Source organism: Streptomyces coffeae (genome assembly GCF_016741875.1).
Taxonomy (GTDB): domain Bacteria; phylum Actinomycetota; class Actinomycetes; order Streptomycetales; family Streptomycetaceae; genus Streptomyces; species Streptomyces coffeae.
The window spans coordinates 1-18,757 of the sequence record NZ_JAERRF010000025.1; the positions used below are offsets into that span (position 1 = coordinate 1).

General features: G+C 70.5%; 20 protein-coding genes and 2 pseudogenes. 10 read left to right on the forward strand and 12 right to left on the reverse strand.

All coding sequences use genetic code 11. The annotated features are described in order from the left end of the window. From JK363_RS31360 to JK363_RS31370, 3 genes are all read right to left on the reverse strand, one after another. Nucleotides 1–315 (reverse strand): phosphoenolpyruvate-utilizing N-terminal domain-containing protein (locus JK363_RS31360; RefSeq protein WP_307821934.1); only part of this gene is annotated, 315 nt, incomplete at its 3' end. A gap of 78 nt (nucleotides 316–393) precedes the next feature. Beyond that, on the reverse strand, nucleotides 394–843 hold the full coding sequence (locus JK363_RS31365; RefSeq protein ID WP_201880389.1) for a PTS sugar transporter subunit IIA: 450 nt from the start codon (nucleotides 841–843) through the stop codon (nucleotides 394–396). Nucleotides 844–1,027: 184 nt separating this feature from the next. Beyond that, nucleotides 1,028–1,915, reverse strand: a complete 888-nt coding sequence (locus JK363_RS31370) for an NAD(P)-dependent oxidoreductase (RefSeq protein ID WP_201880391.1) — start codon at nucleotides 1,913–1,915, stop codon at nucleotides 1,028–1,030. A gap of 131 nt (nucleotides 1,916–2,046) precedes the next feature. On the opposite strand from JK363_RS31370, the gene JK363_RS31375 reads away from it, so the two are divergent. The 4 genes from JK363_RS31375 (at nucleotide 2,047) to JK363_RS31390 (ending at nucleotide 4,487) form a co-directional block, all read left to right on the forward strand. Then, nucleotides 2,047–2,472, forward strand: a complete 426-nt coding sequence (locus tag JK363_RS31375) for a winged helix-turn-helix transcriptional regulator (protein ID WP_201880394.1) — start codon at nucleotides 2,047–2,049, stop codon at nucleotides 2,470–2,472. Continuing rightward, on the forward strand, nucleotides 2,469–3,302 hold the full coding sequence (locus tag JK363_RS31380; protein ID WP_307821935.1) for a dihydrofolate reductase family protein: 834 nt from the start codon (nucleotides 2,469–2,471) through the stop codon (nucleotides 3,300–3,302). Before JK363_RS31375 ends, JK363_RS31380 begins: the two co-directional genes overlap by 4 nt. Before the next feature lie 80 nt (nucleotides 3,303–3,382). Then, nucleotides 3,383–3,961 (forward strand): GNAT family N-acetyltransferase, encoded by a 579-nt coding sequence (locus JK363_RS31385; RefSeq protein ID WP_201880399.1) that lies wholly within the window; start codon nucleotides 3,383–3,385, stop codon nucleotides 3,959–3,961. 37 nt (nucleotides 3,962–3,998) lie between these two features. Continuing rightward, the gene (locus JK363_RS31390; protein ID WP_201880402.1) at nucleotides 3,999–4,487 is read left to right on the forward strand and encodes a hypothetical protein; all 489 of its coding nucleotides are present in this window, start codon (nucleotides 3,999–4,001) and stop codon (nucleotides 4,485–4,487) included. Between the two features lie 41 nt (nucleotides 4,488–4,528). Here the strand turns inward: JK363_RS31390 and JK363_RS31395 are convergent, their stop codons facing one another. Then, complete coding sequence (locus JK363_RS31395; protein ID WP_201880405.1) at nucleotides 4,529–5,170, reverse strand: LysE family translocator; 642 nt, start codon at nucleotides 5,168–5,170, stop codon at nucleotides 4,529–4,531. 166 nt (nucleotides 5,171–5,336) lie between these two features. Here JK363_RS31395 and JK363_RS31400 point away from each other — a divergent pair, with 166 nt between their 5' ends. Beyond that, on the forward strand, nucleotides 5,337–5,987 hold the full coding sequence (locus JK363_RS31400) for an HAD family hydrolase (protein WP_201880408.1): 651 nt from the start codon (nucleotides 5,337–5,339) through the stop codon (nucleotides 5,985–5,987). Nucleotides 5,988–6,040: 53 nt separating this feature from the next. Here the strand turns inward: JK363_RS31400 and JK363_RS31405 are convergent, their stop codons facing one another. Both JK363_RS31405 and JK363_RS31410 read right to left on the reverse strand, forming a co-directional pair. Continuing rightward, nucleotides 6,041–6,748, reverse strand: coding sequence for a ribonuclease H family protein (locus JK363_RS31405; protein WP_201880410.1), 708 nt, complete (start codon nucleotides 6,746–6,748; stop codon nucleotides 6,041–6,043). Between the two features lie 398 nt (nucleotides 6,749–7,146). After that, a complete protein-coding gene (locus JK363_RS31410) occupies nucleotides 7,147–8,163 on the reverse strand; it encodes an MFS transporter (protein ID WP_372444893.1) in 1,017 nt (338 codons plus the stop codon). 149 nt (nucleotides 8,164–8,312) lie between these two features. On the opposite strand from JK363_RS31410, the gene JK363_RS31415 reads away from it, so the two are divergent. Further along, nucleotides 8,313–8,939 carry an AF_1327 family membrane protein gene (locus JK363_RS31415; RefSeq protein WP_201880416.1) on the forward strand — a complete coding sequence of 209 codons (627 nt, stop codon included), beginning with the start codon at nucleotides 8,313–8,315 and terminating at the stop codon, nucleotides 8,937–8,939. 19 nt (nucleotides 8,940–8,958) lie between these two features. Here JK363_RS31415 and JK363_RS31420 read toward each other — a convergent pair whose 3' ends face one another. After that, a complete protein-coding gene (locus tag JK363_RS31420; protein ID WP_201880419.1) occupies nucleotides 8,959–9,621 on the reverse strand; it encodes a DUF416 family protein in 663 nt (220 codons plus the stop codon). A gap of 174 nt (nucleotides 9,622–9,795) precedes the next feature. Between JK363_RS31420 and JK363_RS31425 the strand changes: the two genes are divergently transcribed. Both JK363_RS31425 and JK363_RS31430 read left to right on the forward strand, forming a co-directional pair. After that, on the forward strand, nucleotides 9,796–10,230 hold the full coding sequence (locus JK363_RS31425) for a hypothetical protein (RefSeq protein WP_201880422.1): 435 nt from the start codon (nucleotides 9,796–9,798) through the stop codon (nucleotides 10,228–10,230). 87 nt (nucleotides 10,231–10,317) lie between these two features. After that, a pseudogene (locus JK363_RS31430) lies at nucleotides 10,318–10,737 on the forward strand (ferredoxin reductase domain-containing protein); the annotation flags it as partial. Nucleotides 10,738–10,770: 33 nt separating this feature from the next. Here the strand turns inward: JK363_RS31430 and JK363_RS31435 are convergent. The 3 genes from JK363_RS31435 to JK363_RS31445 all read right to left on the reverse strand — a co-directional run bounded on the left by JK363_RS31435 (nucleotide 10,771) and on the right by JK363_RS31445 (nucleotide 13,713). Next, nucleotides 10,771–11,457: a hypothetical protein gene (locus tag JK363_RS31435; RefSeq protein ID WP_201880427.1), complete on the reverse strand. Its 687-nt coding sequence runs from the start codon at nucleotides 11,455–11,457 to the stop codon at nucleotides 10,771–10,773. A gap of 56 nt (nucleotides 11,458–11,513) precedes the next feature. Continuing rightward, nucleotides 11,514–12,248, reverse strand: coding sequence for a DUF998 domain-containing protein (locus JK363_RS31440; protein WP_201880430.1), 735 nt, complete (start codon nucleotides 12,246–12,248; stop codon nucleotides 11,514–11,516). A gap of 175 nt (nucleotides 12,249–12,423) precedes the next feature. Then, nucleotides 12,424–13,713, reverse strand: a complete 1,290-nt coding sequence (locus JK363_RS31445) for an MFS transporter (protein ID WP_307821936.1) — start codon at nucleotides 13,711–13,713, stop codon at nucleotides 12,424–12,426. A gap of 54 nt (nucleotides 13,714–13,767) precedes the next feature. Between JK363_RS31445 and JK363_RS31450 the strand changes: the two genes are divergently transcribed. Together JK363_RS31450 and JK363_RS31455 are read left to right on the forward strand one after the other, a co-directional pair. Then, a complete protein-coding gene (locus JK363_RS31450) occupies nucleotides 13,768–14,514 on the forward strand; it encodes an AraC family transcriptional regulator (RefSeq protein WP_201880434.1) in 747 nt (248 codons plus the stop codon). Nucleotides 14,515–14,582: 68 nt separating this feature from the next. After that, nucleotides 14,583–15,503: a cobalamin-binding protein gene (locus JK363_RS31455; protein ID WP_201880436.1), complete on the forward strand. Its 921-nt coding sequence runs from the start codon at nucleotides 14,583–14,585 to the stop codon at nucleotides 15,501–15,503. Nucleotides 15,504–15,560: 57 nt separating this feature from the next. On the opposite strand, the gene JK363_RS31460 is transcribed toward JK363_RS31455, so the two are convergent. After that, the gene (locus tag JK363_RS31460) at nucleotides 15,561–17,135 is read right to left on the reverse strand and encodes a carboxylesterase/lipase family protein (RefSeq protein WP_201880440.1); all 1,575 of its coding nucleotides are present in this window, start codon (nucleotides 17,133–17,135) and stop codon (nucleotides 15,561–15,563) included. A gap of 212 nt (nucleotides 17,136–17,347) precedes the next feature. Next, nucleotides 17,348–18,732: pseudogene (locus JK363_RS31465) on the reverse strand (FAD-binding oxidoreductase). Nucleotides 18,733–18,757 lie beyond the last annotated feature (25 nt).

Below are 18,757 nucleotides of genomic sequence, written 5' to 3' on the forward strand. Positions count from 1 at the left end.
GGAGTCGTACACGGCGCGCTCGGCCGTGCTTCCGGCGACGATCCGGCGGTCGACGTCGGCCAGGAGTTCCGGATCCCGCGCCATCAACGCCTGCGCCTCGAGGACGGCCCGGGCCTCGCCACCGGCGAGGTGGCCACGGGCGACGAGGTCGGCGGCCACCGCCTCGACCGCCTGCCGCGCCCGGCCCTGCTCGCGAGGCGCCTCCCCTTCGGCTATCCGCTCGGCCGGCGGTTCCAGCATCGCGGTGCCCATGCGGCGTACTTCGCCGATCGCCACTCCGTGGCTCACACCGACGCCTCGCAGCGTTGTTCCCATCTCACCTGTCTCCGGTCGTGCGGCGTCCGCGCCGCGGGGCTGGTTGTCCTGCGCGCCGCCGTGACGACGGCAGCGACGTCACGTCCAGAGGAAGAGACCGTCGCCGGGCTTCACCTCGCCGTCGGCACGGACACCGGACAGGGAGTCGGCCGCCGCCTCGAGCGCCACGACCGGGGACACCGGTGACTTGCCCGCGGCCTCGACGGCGGCGGGGTCCCAGCGCACCACACCCTGGCCACGGATCACGGTGTCGCCCTTGCTGACCAGGAGCTCGAAGCCCTCGCCGCCCAACTGCACCGTGTCGATGCCGAGATGGGTGAGTACACCGTGTCCTTCGTCGTCGACCACGACGAACGCGTGGTGGTGCAGGGACAGCACAACGCCGTCCAGGGGCGCGACCGCCTCCTGCGGCTCCCTGACCGGATCGATGGCGGCGCCCGGACCGACCATCGCCGCCGAGAAGACGGGGTCCGGCACTGCCGCCAAGCCGACGGCACGCCCGGCAAGCGGTGACGTCACACGGGTCACGATGGCCCTCCTGAACAACACGGCAAACGCCCGTTGCCTGATCCATGGGGTGCCGAGCGGCGCATGAGCTGCGCCACTCAGTGGTGTAGACCAGTTGTAGCACGGAGGCCGCCGCACGCGGAACCTCGTGCGTGCGGCTTTCGCCCCGATGCAACTCAGCCCGCTATGGCTGACCTGGTTGTTCTCAGGCCGGTTGCCTGATGCTCTCGATGATGCGGGGGAAGCCCTCCCGTCCGTGACCCGCATCGATCTGACGCTGAATCAACTTCTGCACCACGGCCACCACCTCGGTACTGATGCCCTGCTCGGCAGTTGCGGTCACGAGGTGATCCAGGCTGGAGAACTCGAGGCTCTGCTGCCCTTCGACGGTGTAGTCGCCACCGTCGACCACCGCGGCGAAGCCCTCGAAGGCTCCGGTCATGGCGGTCAGCCAGGGCGCGGCCATGGTGGCGAACTCACCCGCCGTGACACCGGCCGGCGCGACCATGGCGGCCCCGTGCAGGAATCCGGCGAACATGACGTACATGCCCGCGAGGAGGGCGAGGTCGTAGAGGGAGGCCAGCCCGGGGTCGTCACCGAAGTAGGTACTCATTCCCCACAGTTCGAGCAGTGGCTTGTGCTCATGGAAGACCTCGGCCGATCCGCTGTAGAGGACCGATGCCCCAGGCCGGCCGATCATGTCCGGTACGGCCATGATGCCGCCGTCCAGATACGCCACCCCGACACCGGCGGCCCAGGCGGCCATCTCCCGTGACTGCTCCGGAGTGGTGGTCGTGACGTTGATCAGTGTGCGTCCGGCCAGCTCGGCGGTGAGCGGGTCGAGCACCTCGTGGACCGATACGTGGTCCAGCAGGCAGGCAATCACCACATGCCCGGACCGGACCGCGTCACCGGCCGTGGCGGCGGACGTGGCGGCGGACGTGGCGCCCTGCGCCACGAGGTCGTCCGCCTTCCCGGATGTGCGGTTCCAGACGGTGGTCGGGTATCCGGCCTTCACCAGCGCGCCCGCGAGGGCGCTGCCCATCGCGCCCAGCCCGAGAACACTCACCTGGACATCGTTGTTCATTGTCATGATGCGGGGCTCCCCCTCGTGTTGATCGTTCGGTTCGATCCTCTCCGCCGCCGGTAGGGTTGACCAGTACGGACCAAATAGTCAGGTACTCACCTGTGGGTAAGTACACCTGGGAGAGTTGGAGAAGGCGCATGGCATCGTCAGCGCGACGTGGTCCCTACTTCTGCGGTATCGACGCGGCGATGGATGTCGTCACGGGGAAGTGGAAATCGCTGATCCTGTGGGAGTTGCACCACCACGGGACGCGCCGGTTCGCCGAGCTCCGGCGCGGGTTGCCGGGTGTCAGCGAGAAGATGCTGATCCAGCATCTGAGGGAGATGGAAGAAGACGGCCTCGTCCATCGCGAGGTGTTCCGCCAGGTGCCACCGAAGGTGGAGTACTCACTGACCGAGCACGGTGTCTCGCTCAACGCCGCGCTCGCCCCTCTGGGGCAGTGGGGCAGCGAACGCATACAACGGATCGGGGCCGAGAAGATCGGGGCCGCCCAGAAGGGCGCTCACCGATCAGCGCCCGACTGCTCAGCGCACGGACCTACACCGCCCACCAGAACGGGGTGAGTTGGCACCTCACCGCGCTGTTCTACGCCGTTGCCCTCGCGGGGAGCGCACCGGTGGTGACCGAGGTCGACGGCTCTACGGATGCGGCGAGGTGGATGCCCCTGTCGCAGCTGCGCGACTCCACGCTGTCACCGGCCGCCGTCGACGCGCTCCGGCTGCTCGACGAGGTGGCCCCGCGCACCGAGGATCCCGCTTGGCCGACCGCGCAACCTGCGCGCGTACTCCTGACCACTCCACGGAGGTCACACACTGTGCGAAAGCTCATCTACTTCGTCGCCATGACCCTGGACGGCTTCATCGCCTCCCCCGACTCCGACCACTCGATGTTCATCGAGGGCGAGGACCACGGGGCGTGGGTGCTGGAACACATGCCGGAGACGGTCCCCACGGCCTACCGGCACCTGGTTCCGGGCCTTGCCGAGACCGGGAACCGCCGGTTCGACACGGTGCTGATGGGACGGGCGACCTACGAGTTCGGCCTGCGCGACGGCGCTACGAGTCCTTATGGACATCTGCGCCAGTACGTCATGTCCACCAGCCTGGACAGCGTCCCGGACGCCGCGATGGGCCTCGTCTCCGAGGACCCACTGGAGTTCGTCCGCACCCTGAAGAAGGAACACGGACTGGACATCTGGCTCTGCGGCGGCGGCAAGCTCGCCGCCGCGCTCCGCGACGAGATCGACGAACTCATCGTCAAGATCAACCCCGTGGTGATCGGCTCGGGCATCCCGCTCTTCGACTCGGCTCACTCACCGCAGCGATACGACGTCGTCTCGGGCGAGATCTACGACAGCGGTGTCACGATCATGACCTACGCCCGACGCGGCTGAGCGCCCACATCAGCCGTACGTCCGCGTGGGGTTGCGAAATCCCGTTGCCCGCCGGAGCAGCCGCATACGATCCTCCCGGGATGGACCTTCCACCGCAGGTGATCGAGCTGGACGGCGTGACGCTGCGCCGCTTCAACGGCGAGGCGGACCTTCCGGAGCTCTTCCGGGTCCTCGAGGAATCGCTGGAGCACCTGCGCCCATGGGTGCACTGGGTCGCCGAGCACAGCCTGGCCAGGACGACCACCTTTCTCGCCAGCCGCGCCGAGCGCTGGGCGGACGGGGACGCGTTCTCCTACGCGATCGTGCTCGACGGAGGGATCGTCGGCGCCTGCGGGCTGTTCCGGCACGATGACACTCCGGCCAACAGCTACGAGCTCGGCTACTGGCTGCACCCCGCCGCCACCGGCCGTGGTGTCGCCACCCGGGCCGCCCGCGCCCTGGTCGAACAGGCCTTCCGGCTCCCCGGTATCGACTATGTCGAGATCGTCCACGACCCGGCCAACCTCGCAAGTGGCGCCATTCCGGCCCGCCTTGGCTTCATCGAACATCTCCGTCGCCCAGCCGAGCGCCTCGCTCCGGCCGAGACCGGCGAGGATCAGATCTGGCGGCTCACCCGCCGTCAGGCGAAGGCCACCCTGGCCTCCGGCGAGGCACCATGATGACCCGGGCGGGACGACGGAGAAAGGCCATACGACGATGATCACTTCCCTGCCGGATTTCGAGCAGGTCTTCATCCACGCCTGGCCGGATGACCCGCAGGAGAAGATCCCCTCGCTGCTGTCCGTGGTGTACGAGCCGGCGGCGACCGGCCGGCGGTGGCTGCTGTGGGCCGGGCCACCGGTCTTCCGGGAGTTCGTCCCCTTCGACGATGTCGCGCATGTGAAGGAGTTCGCCCAGGCCCTGCTGGACCTTCCGGTGGCGGCCGAGCCGTACGAGCGGGACGTGGACCTCGCGGAGGAGGAGACGGAGGCGGGGGCCGATGACGGGCTGTGTACCGCCACCCTGACCGTCGGCCGGGACGCGGCCCGCGGATACCGCCCCTACCTCGCCTACCAGTCGTACTACGTGTTCCCCGACCGCCCCGATCTGAACGCCCTGGGGGTGGATGTCTGCTGCCGCGACCCTGACGTCGGCCGTCTGCACTCCGAAGCCAGGGCACTGCTCGCGGCGCTGGACGACGCCTGAGGTGCGCGGCGGGCTCGGGTGTGGCGCTGTGACGGAAATCCTTAGTCCTTGCGGCCCGTCACGGCCACACCGAGCCCGAGACCGATCATGGTGAGCCCACCGGCGCCGCCCACCATCGACAGCCGCCGCGGGGAGCGGGCGAACCAATCCCGTGTGGTGCCCGCCACCAGTCCCCACACGCTGTCGCAGACCATCGCGATCAGGTTGAAAACCAGGCCGAGCAGCAGCATCTGCGCGGCCACATCACCCTCGCCGCGGTCGACGAACTGCGGAAGAACAGCGGCGAAGAAAACGATGGTCTTGGGGTTGGTGACGCCGACCGCGAATCCCTCCCAGAAGGTGCGCCGACTTCCCTGGGCGGCACCATCGGGTGACCGGAAAGCCGAGAGCATCGACTTCCGCTGTCGCACCGCCTTGATCCCCAAATAGATCAAATAGGCGGCGCCGCACAGTTTGAGCGCGGTGAAAACGATGACCGACTCCTCGACCACCGTCCCCACGCCGAGCGCCACGGCTACCACCAGTACATACGCCCCCACCGTGTTCCCGGCGACCGTGGTGAGCGCGGCACGGCGGCCCTGCGCCAATGCCCGTCCGATCACAAAGAGGACACTGGGCCCGGGAACAATGATGAGCAGAAATGATGCGGCCGCGAAAACGGCCAGACGATCAGGAGGGACCATACGGCGATCGTAGTCAGGGAATCGGTCGGCCCCAACCCATTATCCCGGGACCAGAACACGAGGGACAGCAAGACCTTCCACTACGGATGATTGCTTCTGAAGCGATGAGAAAGGTCACTCACGATACGGTGAACGCGCAACGCACACCAGCGCTTATGCTGCCGAGATGATCAAGCCGATAGAACTCGTCATCTTCGACTGCGACGGTGTACTGGTCGACAGCGAACGCATCGCCGCACGTGTCCAGGTCGCCCTCGGCGCGGAGTTGGGCTGGCCACTCACCGAGGAGGAAGTCATCGAGCGGTTCATCGGGCGCTCCAGCCTCTCCATCGGTGAGCAGATCGCCGCCCGGCTCGGCGAGGAGACGGCCGCCCTCTGGGAGAAACGGTTCGTACGGCTGCACCGTGAGGCAGTGGACGCGGGCCTCACCCCCGTCGAGGGACTGCCGGAGGCACTCGACGCGCTCACCCTGCCGACCTGCGTCGCCTCCAGCGGCTCCCACGAGAAGATGCGCCACACCCTCGGCCGCACCGGCCTGTACGACCACTTCGCGGGCCGTATCTACAGCGCCACCGAGGTCGCCCGTGGCAAGCCCGCCCCGGATCTGTTCCTGTACGCCGCACAGCGGATGGGTGTCGACCCGGCGGCCTGCGCCGTCGTCGAGGACAGTCGGCCCGGCGTCGAGGCCGCCCGCGCCGCGGGGATGCGCGCCTTCGGCTACGCCGGCGGGCTGACCCCGTCCGAACGGCTCGAAGGCCCCGGCACCATCGTCTTCCACGACATGCGCGAACTCCCCGGTCTCCTCTCCGGACAGTGACCACCCGGCCGGGGTCGCAGGGCCCCGGCCGGGTGGGCGCACGGGAGGGAGTACTAGTCGGCCGCCGTGGCTTCCGTGGCGCAGGAGGGGTGACCCCAGCCGTCGGGGTTCTTCATGATCGTCTCGCCCTTGCCGTAGGGCGTACCGCAGCGGCACCGGCCGGGGAACTTCGCCTTGACGGACGCCTTCGACCGGGTGCCGCTCCCCCGCTGTGCCGCCGTCTTGCGCGGGCGCGCGGCGCCGGTGCGCCCCGAGCGCGACGCCGACGGGGCCTCCGGCGGCGGCAGGGCGGATCCGAGGGAGGTGCCCGCCGGCTGCTGAGTGCGGGCCGTGTGACTGGCCGCCTGGTCCGCGGCCGCGTTGAACGGGTCGCCGTCGACCTGGTGTGCGGGCACGTAGACGAACTCCACCGACCGGCCGTCCAGGAGTTCGTCGATCCGCATCACGAGCTCTCGGTTGGCCACCGGTGAGCCCGAGGCGGTCTTCCATCCCTTCCTGCGCCACCCAGGCAGCCAGGTGGTGACCGCCTTCATCGCGTACTGGGAGTCCATCCGCACTTGCAGGGGCTGGTCCGCGTCGGTGGTCTCCAACAGCTTCTGCAAAGCGGTCAGTTCAGCCACGTTGTTGGTGGCGGTGCCGAGTGGCCCCGCCTCCCAGCGCGCCACCGCACCGTCACTGTCCGCGATGACCCATGCCCAGGCCGCGGGCCCGGGGTTTCCCTTCGATGCCCCGTCACACGCGGCGATGATCTGTTCAGCCATACGCCGATACTGCCAGCACCCGGCCCCGTACGGCGCCGCACCTCCCCCGACGCCGTACGGTGCGGCGCCGGGCACGTCGCGTCAGGCCAGGAGGGCGCGGACAGCGGGGGCGTAGAACTCGACGACCTCGTCGGGGGGAGCGCGACGGCCGACGGGACACGGAGCACGTAGCGGGCCGTGGCGAGACCGATGAACTGGGCGGCCGGCGGACCGAGCCTGCGCTCATCGGTCACGGTCCCCAGGGTGATGCGCATGGGCTGTGCGACGCGGGAAGGGCCGCCGGATGTCGCGGTCTGGCTGGTGGAGATGGTGGCCGAAGGGCTGCGCCGGGTAGGGCGGGTGGCGCCGGTGGTGACCGCTCGCCGGTGACCCCGTCGGCGAGCGCCCCGCCCTGATCCTTAAGCCTGGACGGTCTCGGCGTCCGGTGTCCCGGACGGGGCGGACGCGGGCGCGGCCGGTCTCGACCGCTCGGCCCACCGCACCGCCGGTCCCATCGCATACGACGCGGCGACGAACAGCCCGCCCAGCAGCAGCCATCCCGGTACGCCCCAGGTGACCAGCAGAGCCGTGAGCAGGAGGGGTCCCGCCGTACGGGCCACGGTGAGCCCGGTGCCGAAGAAGCCCTGGTACTCGCCGACCCGGCCGTCCGGCGCGAGGCCGAAGGCGATCTGCCACGACCCGGCCGAGTGCAGCATCTCCCCCACCACGTGCAGCACCGCGCCCGCGAGCAGCACCGAGGCCACCACCCACACCGGCACACCGGCCGCCGACACCGCGAACACCACGCAGGACAGCAGCAGGATCCACCCGGACCTGCGGACGGCGCTCACCGCCGTGCCCATCGAGGTGACCCCTCGCGCGGCGCGCACCTGGAACGCGGCCACGGCCAGGGTGTTGAGCAGGAACAGTGCGGACACCAGCCACTCCGGCGCCTGGGTGTGCTCGCTGATCCACAGCGGTATCCCGAGGCTGAGCAGTGGCATCCGCAGCAGCAGCACCGCGTTGAGCAGAGTGATCAGTGTGAACGGACGGTCCCGCAGCACCGCGAGCGCCGGTCCCCTGGCCAGGGACACCGGGGTGACGGCGGGCAGTCGCCTCAGCACCAGGGCACCCGCCAGGAAGCTCACCGCGTCCACCGCGAAGACGGTGAGAAAACCGCACCGCGTACCGGAGTACAGGGCGATGCCACCGAGCCCGGCCCCCACCGCGAGTCCCGCGTTGACGGTCGACTGCACATGGGCCAGTACGCCGGTCCGTTCACCGGGCGCGACGAGCCCGGCCAGCAGGGCCTGCCGGGCGGCCCCGAGCCCGGACTGCGCGACGGCGTAGCAGCACGCCGCCACCAGGAACGGCCAGAAGGACCGGATGGCGAGGAACGAGGCCACGGACGCGCTGGTGGCCAGCGCAAGCAGCACCGCCGTACCACGCGGCCCCCGTTGGAGTATGCGCCGCTCTTGACCGCGGCGGGGGCCACCCCCATAGTTACCCACTGGTAAGGAGGACGTGCGGCGGTACGTGGCGCGGACCGGCACACTGCGGACCCCACAGAACGGGAAGGTGGACGGTGACGGACGACGCCCGAGCTGCGCTCGACCAGCTCCGCGATGCGAGCCACTTCGAGTGGTATGTGATACCGCTGCTCCTGGTTGTCCTGTACGTGTACGCGGTCGAGGTGGAACGCAGGAACTGGAACGTGCTGTTCGCCGGTCTCGCCCTGTGGGGCATGGACTGGTTCAACGAGATCTGGAACTCTCTGGTCTTCCACTTCACCGACCGCGCCCCCATGTGGGGAGCCCGCGGGGAAACCGCCTATCAGATCCTGATCGGCCTCAATATCGAGATCTGCTTCATGTTCGCCATCATGGGCGTGGTGGCGGCCAAGTTTCTGCCACCACGTGAGGTGCGCATCCTGGGCATGCCCAATCGCCCGGTCCTGATCGCGGTGAACTCCGCCGCGGCGGTGGGTGTCGAGGTCCTGCTGAACCGGGCGGGCGTCCTGACCTGGGACTGGTCCTGGTGGCAGGCGAGCTTTCCGCTGTTTGTGTTCCTCCTGGGCTATGTGCCCTTCTTCATCGCCTGCTTCGCCGTCCACGACATGCGCACGGTGCGCGGCAAGGCCATCGCGGTCACGGCCATCCTCGGTGTGGACGCGGTCGCGCTGACCGTGTTCGGGACGCTCGGCTGGCTGTGAGATCGTCCCGGGGCAGCACCTACGGCTGCGAGCGGTCGGGCTGGACCGGCTGCCGCAGGGTGGTGAGCACATGCGTCGTGGGGCCGGAGTGTTCCAACAGCTCCAGATCGCGCAGCTGACGGCGCGTTTCCCGTTCGACCAGGGGATCGGTGTGTGCGTCCGGCGCCGGATGGGTCGTGGCGGACCGGCGATGGAGGGCGGATGCCAGCGCGGCGTCCCGGCCGTAACGCAGACAGTGACGTGTTTCCAGAACTCCACTGTGGACGGCGACATGGCAGGCACTGGCCACGGCCCATGCGGCATGGACGGCGTTCTCCACCAGCGGCGTGGCGGCGCCGTTCGCCACTCGCCAGGTCTCCCCCACCGAGGTACCCGTGAGCCGATGACCGAAGTCGACGGCGACGAACGCCTGATCCAGGCAGGCCGTGCCCACGGTGACGATGTCGAAGGCGGTCCCGTGTTCCAGCAGGTCCCAGACACCGTCCAGGGCGCCGTGCAGCACCAGTGGATCCCCACACCCGGTCCGTTCATGGAACACCCGGAAGTGCGGAAGCAGACGGTGGGCCACCGACGCCGCCAGCGCCGCCCGGCCCGCCGGAGCCAGGCCGTCGAGCCGCCTCGTCATACGGCGTTCTTCCTCGAGAAACCCGGCGATGCGGCCCCTGTCGCGCTCTTCGTCCACGGGGTCAGCCTAGGACGCCGTGCGTCCCGCGGACGCTGCGAGCGGTCGAAGCTCACCGGCGCACCGCTGGATGTCCTCGCCCGACACCCGCACACCGGCGTGCGCACACCGGCGTGCGCCCGGCCGCAACACGCCGCGACGTTTGCTGCCGGGCCAACTGGTAACGCGGAGACCATGGCCGAAACAAAGAACACACGCACCACTGCCCGGAACGCCACCGCACACGCGAAGGCCACCGCCGCCAAGGCCAAGGAGACGACCGCCTCCCAGGCCAAGGAGGCGACGGACAAGGCCAAGGACACCGCGAAGGAGGCGGGAAAGGCGACGACCCGAACCGCGAGTCGCGCCACACACGCCGCAGCGGACAAGGCGCACGCCACTGCCGAAAAGGCGGTCGCCACCGGCCGTACCGTAGCGGTCGAGGCACCCAAGAAGGCTGCCGCAGCGGCCGGTACCGCCTGGATGGCGGTCAAGGCGCGGAAGGTCCTGACCGCCGCCACCGGTGCCGGGGCTGCCGCAACCGCCGCCGCGGTGGTTGTCCTCCGTCGGCGTGCCGCTCGTCGCCGTCGCCCGCTGGCACGGCTGACCGGCGGCCGATTCGGCGCCTGAGGCGGCTACCGGCACACACGGTTCCCTTTCCGTGGGCCGCCCTACGTTCCACGGCGCGCGACCGCGCACACCCGTGCGCGCTCCGGACGCGGCGCCATCGCCGACCGCCGCGCCCTGGTGGCGACGGGTGCCGAACTCGCCCCGGCGCTGTGCTACTTCGGTTGTGACGCTCCGGACACCGACTTCCTGCACGCCGGGGAACTGCGCACCGCGGAGCGGGCCGGTGCCGTCTCACCGCGGCCCGTCTTCAGTGAGACACCGGTCGATGGGCCGCGGTTCGTCCAGGACCGGATCGCCGCCGAGGGCGAGGAGGTATGGCGGCTGCTGACCGCGGGGGCGACGGTCCATGTGTGCGGTGACGGCGGCCGTATGGCACCCGGTGTGCGCGCCGCGTTCCGGGCGCTGTACACGCGGCACACGCCGGGCGCCGCGGAGGACGAAGCCCTGGACTGGTGGCGGGAGTTGACGGTCCTGGGCCGCTACGTCGAGGACGTCTACGCGGGCTGAGGGCGGGAGGTGGCGGCGTGGCGAATCGGCCGGTCACAGCACGCCGGCGCTCTCCAGCACCGTGTCCACCTCCTGCCGCGCCGCCTTCTCGGGGGACAGGGACACACCGAGGAGAAGGGCCGCACGGTCGTCACGCACCGAGACCAGCGTCAGCCGCAGATGGTGGTCGGTGCCGCTCTCGCGGTCGCGTACGGTCAACGCCACGGTGTGCGCGGGACGGTCGTCCACCTCGACCGCCCGGGACTCCTCCAGGGTCGAGCTGCCGTCCGGGTAGAAGAACTCCGCGTTCGAGCGCGCCGCGCTCTCCGCCCGCTGCCGCAGGGCGGAGGGCGGTACGGGCCCGCCCCGTCCCGCAAGAACCACACTGCCGTCCTCCTCGGCATGGTCCACGGCGCCCGGGGCGTCCTTGGCGCGGCGCTGGGTGATGGAGGAGGTGAAGGCGTCGATGAGGCCACCCTTGTTGCGCTTCCAGCCCTCGGGAATCCCGTACGACAGTCCCGCCGCGCGATCCGCCACCCGAGGCCGCCCGGCCAGGGGTGATCCGTCCTCGTCATGGGTCAGCCACCAGGTCGCACCGGCTCCGGCGGCCAGGACGAGGAGTACCGCGACCGCGCCGGCCGCCCTGCCCCGCCGGACCCGACGCGGGGCTGCGGGGTGCGGAGGAAGGTGGCCAGGAGCGGGCGGGGTGGACCAGCCGGGATGGTGTGGTGCGGTTGTCATGGGGTCAGTGTCCGAGGGCGGGCGGGGCCCTGGCCTGAGCAATGCTACTCAGGTGGCTACTCAGTTCGCCCCGCCGACGGAGCCGCGTTGCGCACCGCGGCCCCCACCGCCCGGGGGGTGTCGGCCGCGGCCGCGCGGAACACGGCGAGGGCCGCGACGACTGTCCAGATCTGGGGCGCGAACGCCGCGACCCGCTCCATACCGCCCAGACCGATACCGGGGCCGTGCTGGCCGAAGAACATCCAGGCCCCGAGTATCGCGGTGGCGGCGATGCCGAGGGTCACCGCCCGCATCCGCCCGAGCGGGGAGTCCTTGCGGACGCATCCGGCGCACAGGAGCCCGATGTTGCCGAGGCCCATGATGAGGAGCGCGCCCAGGACGTGCAGATCCTCATTGACGTCGGCGGGCACCATCCCCACCAGGACCCAGCCTCCGGCGCTGATGACGAACAGGATCCGTGCGGTCCACGCCATCGCTCCCCGGCCCCAGGCGAATCCGGTCAGCAGTACTCCGATGAGCAGCAGGACGCCCTGGACGGCGAACGAGGTGTTCATGAGGCCGTGCAGCGGTGAGCAGACGTAGCGGGGACGGGACTCGTCCCATATCCGGCAGTGGACATTGCCCAGATCGCTGATGTTGTTGCGCTTCCAGCTGTAGGGCGTACGCCAGCGGGATCTCACGATCAGCTGGACGACCAGGAACTGCGCCGCGTTCAGGATCCAGGCGGCGGCGCCGATTCTGGCGGCCAGTTGCCCGCGGGTCCCGGGGCTCGATACGAACGTCGGCTTCACGGCTGCCTCTCCGTACTGATGGTTCGATCGCGACTGATGGTTCGATCACGCGCGCCCGCGGAGCGCGGAACGGTCGTGTGTCACGTTCGCAGTCGGGGCCGGTCCGCACATCGCTGTGGGGAGTGAAGTGCGGACCCTCTGGATAGGGATATCGCTCTGGCTCTTCCGGGGGAGATCAGCCACTCAGGGGGTGGTGGCCGGTGTCCGTGGCGGGTGTCGGCCGCGCGTCGCCGGTCGGCGGAGAGGCAGGAGAGGCCGGAGAGGCTGCCGCCCGGGGCCTGCCGGGGCCGGGGGTAACGGGCTCGGGCGTAGCGGGCTCGGGCAGTGTGCGCAGCAGGAGCCAGCCGAGGCCGGGCAGGGCGATCAGCGGTATCAGGGCGGTGTGCAGCGATGTGGCGTCCGCGAGGGCGCCGATGGCCGGGCTCGCGATACCGCCGACGCTGACGGTCAGGCCGAGGGTGACCCCGCTGGCCGTTCCCATCCGCTGCGGCAAGTAGTCCTGGCCGAGGGTGACATGGAGGGAGAAGGGCACATACAGACCGGCCGAGGTGAGCGCGACGAAGAGGTAGAGCGGCGGACCGGGGACGAACACCACTCCCGCGACGGCGAGGACGGTCAGCGCGTAGGACCACCGTACGACCCTGACGCGCTGGTAGCGGGCCGCGAGTCTGCCTCCGGCCACGGTGCCCACCGCGCCACCGAGGTAGAGCACGAAAAGGGCGGCGGTGCCGGAGGCGCTGCCCGCGCCGGTGCGCTGGCGGACGTAGAGCGAGATGAAGGTGGACAGGCCGACGAAGACGATCGAGCGGCACACGATGGCCCCGGTGAGCTTGGTGAAGGACGTCCAGTCGGCGCGCCCGACGGCCGTGGCCGCGCGGGCGGTGGCCGCCCCGGTGGCGGGTGTGCGGGCCGACCGCAGCGCGGTCGCGCACAGCGCCGCACCGGCGACGGCGGGCAGCGCCAGCAGGGGCGAGGCGTGCAGTCCGGCGGTGGCCACGACGGCGGAGACCATCAGCGGGGCGAGGGCGAAGCCGATGTTGCCGCCGAGGGAGAACCAGCTCATCGCGGTGTGGCTGCCGTGGCTGACCTCGCGGGCCACACGCGCCGCCTCGGGGTGGTAGGCGGCGACACCGATACCGGTCACCGCGACGGCGAGGAGGGTGAGGGGGTAGGAGCCGCCGAGACCGCTCAGGGCGACCCCCGCCCCTGCCGCCAGTGTGCTCACCGGCAGCAGCCAGGGCATGGCCCAGCGGTCGGTGAGTGCGCCGAACAGCGGCTGCACCACGGACGACAGCAGGGTGGCGGCGAGCACGACGCCGGAGGCCGCGGCGTAGGTGTACGCCCGCTCGGAGACGAAGAACGGCACCAGCGCGGCCACCGCTCCCTGGTAGACGTCCACGCAGGCGTGTCCGACGGATATCAGCGTGATGGGCCCGTGGCGTGGCGGGCTCTTGGTGGTTCGCACCCTCCGATCGTGGGCCGGTGGCGGTGTGTCCCGCTTCCGATAAAGTGCCAATCGATGCCGGATATCCGCCACACGCCGAAGGCTCCGACCCGCGCCCGGACACTGGCCGCCGGGGAGAGCATCGACGCGCACCGCCACGACGAGCAGCAGATCATCTACGCGGGCTCGGGTGTGGTGGCCGTCAGCACCGACGCGGGCACCTGGTTCGCCCCCGGCACCCGCGCCCTCTGGATCCCGGCGGGCACCGTCCACGCCCATCGCGCCCACGGCACCCTCGATCTGCATCTGGTGGGTCTGCCCGCCGACGACAACCCGCTCCGCCTGGACGCCCCGACCGTGCTCAGCGTCAGTCCGCTGCTGCGCGAGCTGATCGTCGCGTACACCCGCTCGCCGGACGACACCAGCGCCGAACGCCGCCGTCTGCGGGCCGTGCTGCGTGACCAGTTGCGCACCTCACCCCAGCGGCCCGTACATCTGCCGACGCCCAGCGACCCCCGTCTGGCCGCCGTCTGCGCCCTCGTCCACGAGCATCCGGACGACCCGCGCACCCTGGCCGCCCTGGGTGCGGCGACCGGGGTCGGCGAACGCACCCTCAGCCGCCTGTTCCGCTCCGAGCTCGGTATGACGTTTCCCCAGTGGCGCACCCAGTCCCGGCTCTACCACGCGCTGCGCATGCTGGCCGACGGCATGCCCGTCACCACCGTGGCCCACCGCTGCGGATGGTCCTCGACCAGCGCCTTCATCGATGTCTTCCGCCGCTCCTTCGGCCGCACCCCCGGCACCCACAACCGCCGCCCCTGACCGCTCGGGCCGAGCGTCGTCGGGCCCGCTGATCGGTGTCGGGGCGGGCACGCTCGTAGGCTCGGAGTATGCGCATCGTCTCCCTGCTTCCGGCCGCCACCGACATCGTGGCCGAGCTCGGTCTGCTCCCGGACCTGGTGGGCCGTACCCACGAGTGCGACTGGCCCGAGGGCGAGATCGACCGGGTCCCCGTGATCACCGCGGCCGGGCTGACCACCGACGCCATGACGAGCCGTGAGATCTCCGATGCGGTCGGCGGCGCCACCCACCGGGGCTCGTCGCTGTACACCCTGGACACCGGGGCACTCGCCGGACTGGCCCCGGATGTCGTGCTCACCCAGGATCTGTGCGAGGTGTGCGCGGTCTCCTACGAGACGGTGTCGCGGGCCCTGCGGGTGCTCGACGGCGGCCCGCGGGTGCTCAGCCTGGAGCCGCGCACACTGGACGACGTCCTGGACTGCCTGCTCCGGGTCGGGCGGGAGCTGGGTGTTCCGGATGTCGCGGAGGTACGGTGCCGTGCGCTGCGGGACCGGCTGGGAGCGGTGGAGCGGGCCACCGCGGGGCGCCCGCGCCGCCGGGTGGCCGCCATCGAATGGCTGGATCCGCTGTGGCCCGCGGGCCACTGGGTCCCCGACCAGATCCGGTACGCCGGTGGCGAGCCACTGCTCGCGGCGGCGGGCGAGCACACCGCACCGGTGGAGTGGGAGACGGTACGGGCCGCGAGGCCGGAGGTCATCGTGCTGATGCCATGCGGCTTCAGCCCCGAACGCACCGAGGCCGAGCGGGAGTTGCTGTTCCGGCTGCCCGGCTGGGACGAGCTGCCCGCCGTCCGCGCGGGTGAGGTGTGGGTGGTGGACGGCCCGGCGTACTTCAACCGGCCGGGGCCGCGTGTGGTGCGCGGCGCCGAGGTCCTCGCCCATGTGCTGCACTCCACCACCTCCGGTGAACCCGTCACCGGTGGCGAGGCACGCCGGGTGGCACTGGGCTGAGGGCGGAACGGGGCAGGGACCGGAACCCTGCCCCCGGGGCCGCCTGTCCGGGGCTGCTCAGCCCTGGTCGTCGGAGGTCGGGTGGAGATGGTCCTTCCACAGTTCGCGCTCGGTGCCGCGCGGGTCGTTGACGACTTCGATCGACGGCTCGTTGTTGTGCTCGAAGACCATGACGGGCCGTTGGATGGTGTCGTACGGTGCCCAGGCGGCCGGCTCGCCGCTCCGTGCGAACTCCACCCAGCGGCCGTGCAGTGCGTCGGCGAGCTCCTGGGGCGGGCTGTCACCGGTCAACATCGCGCTGTCGGGGTTGTCGAGTGTGTCCCAGACGAACGGCAGCGGCAGGCTGTGGCAGGCACCGAGCTTGACCCCGACCAGGTTGGGCGCGGTGTCGGTGCGCCAGCCGAACTCGAAGAGATACGTGGCGGCGGAGGCGTCGGCCCGGGCTTCCGCGGCCCGGATCGTGGGGATGCGGAACATCCGGTCGGTGAGCACCGCGCAGGCGATACCCGAGGGCATGGTGCGTACGTAGGGCTGGACGTTGGTCTCGGCGTAGCGGTCGTAGAAGTCGCCCGGAACGCCGTACGCCGCCAAGCGGTCGCGGAACGGTTTCTCACCGGGCCATGACACCAGCGAGGTGGGCACCACGAAGATGCGGAACTCTTCGGTGGTGGTCCCCATGAGCAGGGGAATCTCGCCTCCGGCGCCTCCGGCGAGCGCGTCGATCGGCGCGCGGTGGAGGAGTTCGCCGTCGATGACGGGCATGAAGCCCAGCCCGCAGGAGGCGATGGTGGACGCGCCGAACCGTTCGGGGTCGGTGGTGGCGGCGATGTCCTCGCTGACGGCCTCCTGGGCGAGGAGGAGGTCGTCGACCGGTACGGCGGCCAGGGCCTCGGCGGTCGGCTCGATCCGCAGCCGCTCGGCGACCTCGGCGGTGACCAGGGTGGCGTCCTCGCGGGTCTGCGCGCTATGGGCCGAGCCGCTCTCGACGATGGCCTTGTGGAAGAGGCCGGTACCCAGGGAGAGCAGGGTGAGCACGCTCATCCCCCCGGCGGACTCGCCCGCGACGGTGATGTTGTCGGGGTCGCCGCCGAATCTCGCGATGTTGTCCCGCACCCATTCCAGAGCCGCGATCTGATCGAACAGCCCGCGGTTGGCGGGGGTGGGAGCGTCCGCGACATAGCCGAATCCCTCGATGCCGAGGCGGTAGTTGACGCTCACGCAGACCACGCCGTCGCGGGCGAAGATGGCGCCGTTGTAGGCGGTCACGGCGTTGGATCCGGTGGTGAAGCCGCCACCGTGGATCCACACCAGCACCGGCGCACCGGCGCCGCCGCTCGCGCGGGGGCCGGGTGTCCACACGTTGAGGTTGAGATAGTCCTCGCCCACGACGACCGGATTGGGGAAGAGCTCGCCCACCTTCCCCTTCGGCGGCAGCTGCGGTGCGGTGGCGCCGAACGTGTGGGCGGCCCGCACACCGGTCCACGACGCGGGCGGTTCGGGTGCCGCGAACCGCTTGATGCCCCGCGGCGCGGCGGCGTACGGGATGCCGAGGAAGCGGGCGATCCCGTTCTCGACGAGGCCGGACACCGTGCCGTACGCGGTCTCGACGTTGAGGGTGGTGCTCTCGGACATGCAGCTCCAGGGCCGAATGCCAAGGGTGCGCCCCGTACGCGGGCGACCCTCCCCCGCACGGCTCGACCCGGGTGATCTGTCCGCCCCGAGCGACGAGACAGCTACCCAGCGCCACTGATCGACAACCCAACGTGACTACTGCGGGCCCTCGTTGGCCGGAAGTCGACCTGAGGTCGGCATCCGTCAGCGCGGGCTGGCGGGGGCTGGCGGGGTCATACCGCCGTGGCGGGCTTGATGTTCTGGTTGGCGTGGAAGAGGTTGTCGGGATCGTAGGCGCGCTTGATGCGGGCGAGTCGATCGTAGTGGTCGCGGTAGGTGGCGCGGACCCGTTCCTGCCCCTCCCCCGCGCCCATGAAGTTCACATACGAACCCCCCATCGAGTACGGGTGCATCTCCTCCCAGTAGTCGACGCACCACTGCCTGATGGTCCCGGCGTTGGCCGGGTCGGGGTCGACACCGGCGAAGACACCGGACCAGACGGCGTCGCGGTAGCTCCAGGCCGTGTCGTCCGGGCCCGGCTGGTGGGCGGCGGCATCGACCGGATAGAGGTGCATCAGCGAGAGCGGAGTGGGGAGGTTCTCGCCGTACTTCTGGTGCACATCCATGGCGGCGTCCGGGATGTCGCCGAAGAAGTCGCCGCGCCAGTACCACTGGTACCCGCTGGGGATCACGAGGTCGAGCATGCTCTGCAACGCGGTGTAGGGCATCGGTTCCGCGAAGTGGAAGGCCGGGGGCCGGGCTCCCGCACCGAGGTGAACGCCTCCTCGAAGTGGTCCAGATCCCCGGTGTGACACCACACCACACCGCACATCTTCTGTCCGTGGATCTCCTCGGGGAACGGCGGGCCGGGCGGGATGGCGAAGAGGGCGAAGAAGCCGTACACGTCATCCGGCGCCTGCGGCAGGAACTCGCGGTACCAGGTGAGTACGTCGCGGGTGCGGTCGACCGGCCAGACGGTTATGGCCACCCCGACGGTGTCCACCGGATGGAGCCGGTAGGTGAAGGAGGTCACGATGCCGAAGTTGCCGCCGCCACCCCGCAACGCCCACAACAGATCGGGGTGTTCGGCCTCGCTGGCCGTGACGAAGCTGCCGTCGGCCAGGACGACGTCGGCGGACAGCATATTGTCCGCGGTGAGGCCGTACCTGCGGGTGAGGTAGCCGTGGCCACCACCGAGGGTCAGCCCGCCGACACCGGTCATGGAGATGATGCCGGTGGGGGTGGCGAGTCCGAAGGCATGGGTGGCGTGGTCGAGGTCGCCGAGGTGGCTGCCACCGCCGACCTGGGCAGTCCTGGCAACGGGGTCGACCCGTACCCCCGCCATCGGCGACAGATCGATGGTGACGCCATCGTCGACGAGACAGAGGCCGGGCCCGCTGTGTCCGCCGCCCCGGACAGCGAGTTCCAGTCCGTTGTCGCGGATGAAGGTGACCGCGGCCATCACATCGGCGGCGTCCGCGCAGGACACAAAGGCGGCCGGGTGTCGGTCGATCATGGCGTTGTACACCTGACGGGTCCGGTCGTACTCGGCATCCTGCGGGCCGATCACGGGCCCGCGCAAGGTGGTCCGCATCGCTTCCAGAGTTCCGGTGTCCATGGCGATCTCCTGGTAGTGCGCCGGC

What these genes read in the sequence shown, in the direction of transcription:
- JK363_RS31435 (WP_201880427.1), bottom strand. Translation starts at nt 11,457, where the DNA reads ATGACAACCGCACCACACCATCCCGGCTGGTCCACCCCGCCCGCTCCT.
- JK363_RS31400 (WP_201880408.1), top strand. Translation starts at nt 5,337, where the DNA reads ATGATCAAGCCGATAGAACTCGTCATCTTCGACTGCGACGGTGTACTG.
- JK363_RS31405 (WP_201880410.1), bottom strand. Translation starts at nt 6,748, where the DNA reads ATGGCTGAACAGATCATCGCCGCGTGTGACGGGGCATCGAAGGGAAAC.
- JK363_RS31370 (WP_201880391.1), bottom strand. Translation starts at nt 1,915, where the DNA reads ATGACAATGAACAACGATGTCCAGGTGAGTGTTCTCGGGCTGGGCGCG.
- JK363_RS31385 (WP_201880399.1), top strand. Translation starts at nt 3,383, where the DNA reads ATGGACCTTCCACCGCAGGTGATCGAGCTGGACGGCGTGACGCTGCGC.
- JK363_RS31425 (WP_201880422.1), top strand. Translation starts at nt 9,796, where the DNA reads ATGGCCGAAACAAAGAACACACGCACCACTGCCCGGAACGCCACCGCA.
- JK363_RS31455 (WP_201880436.1), top strand. Translation starts at nt 14,583, where the DNA reads ATGCGCATCGTCTCCCTGCTTCCGGCCGCCACCGACATCGTGGCCGAG.
- JK363_RS31460 (WP_201880440.1), bottom strand. Translation starts at nt 17,135, where the DNA reads ATGTCCGAGAGCACCACCCTCAACGTCGAGACCGCGTACGGCACGGTG.
- JK363_RS31375 (WP_201880394.1), top strand. Translation starts at nt 2,047, where the DNA reads ATGGCATCGTCAGCGCGACGTGGTCCCTACTTCTGCGGTATCGACGCG.
- JK363_RS31390 (WP_201880402.1), top strand. Translation starts at nt 3,999, where the DNA reads ATGATCACTTCCCTGCCGGATTTCGAGCAGGTCTTCATCCACGCCTGG.
- JK363_RS31450 (WP_201880434.1), top strand. Translation starts at nt 13,768, where the DNA reads ATGCCGGATATCCGCCACACGCCGAAGGCTCCGACCCGCGCCCGGACA.
- JK363_RS31395 (WP_201880405.1), bottom strand. Translation starts at nt 5,170, where the DNA reads ATGGTCCCTCCTGATCGTCTGGCCGTTTTCGCGGCCGCATCATTTCTG.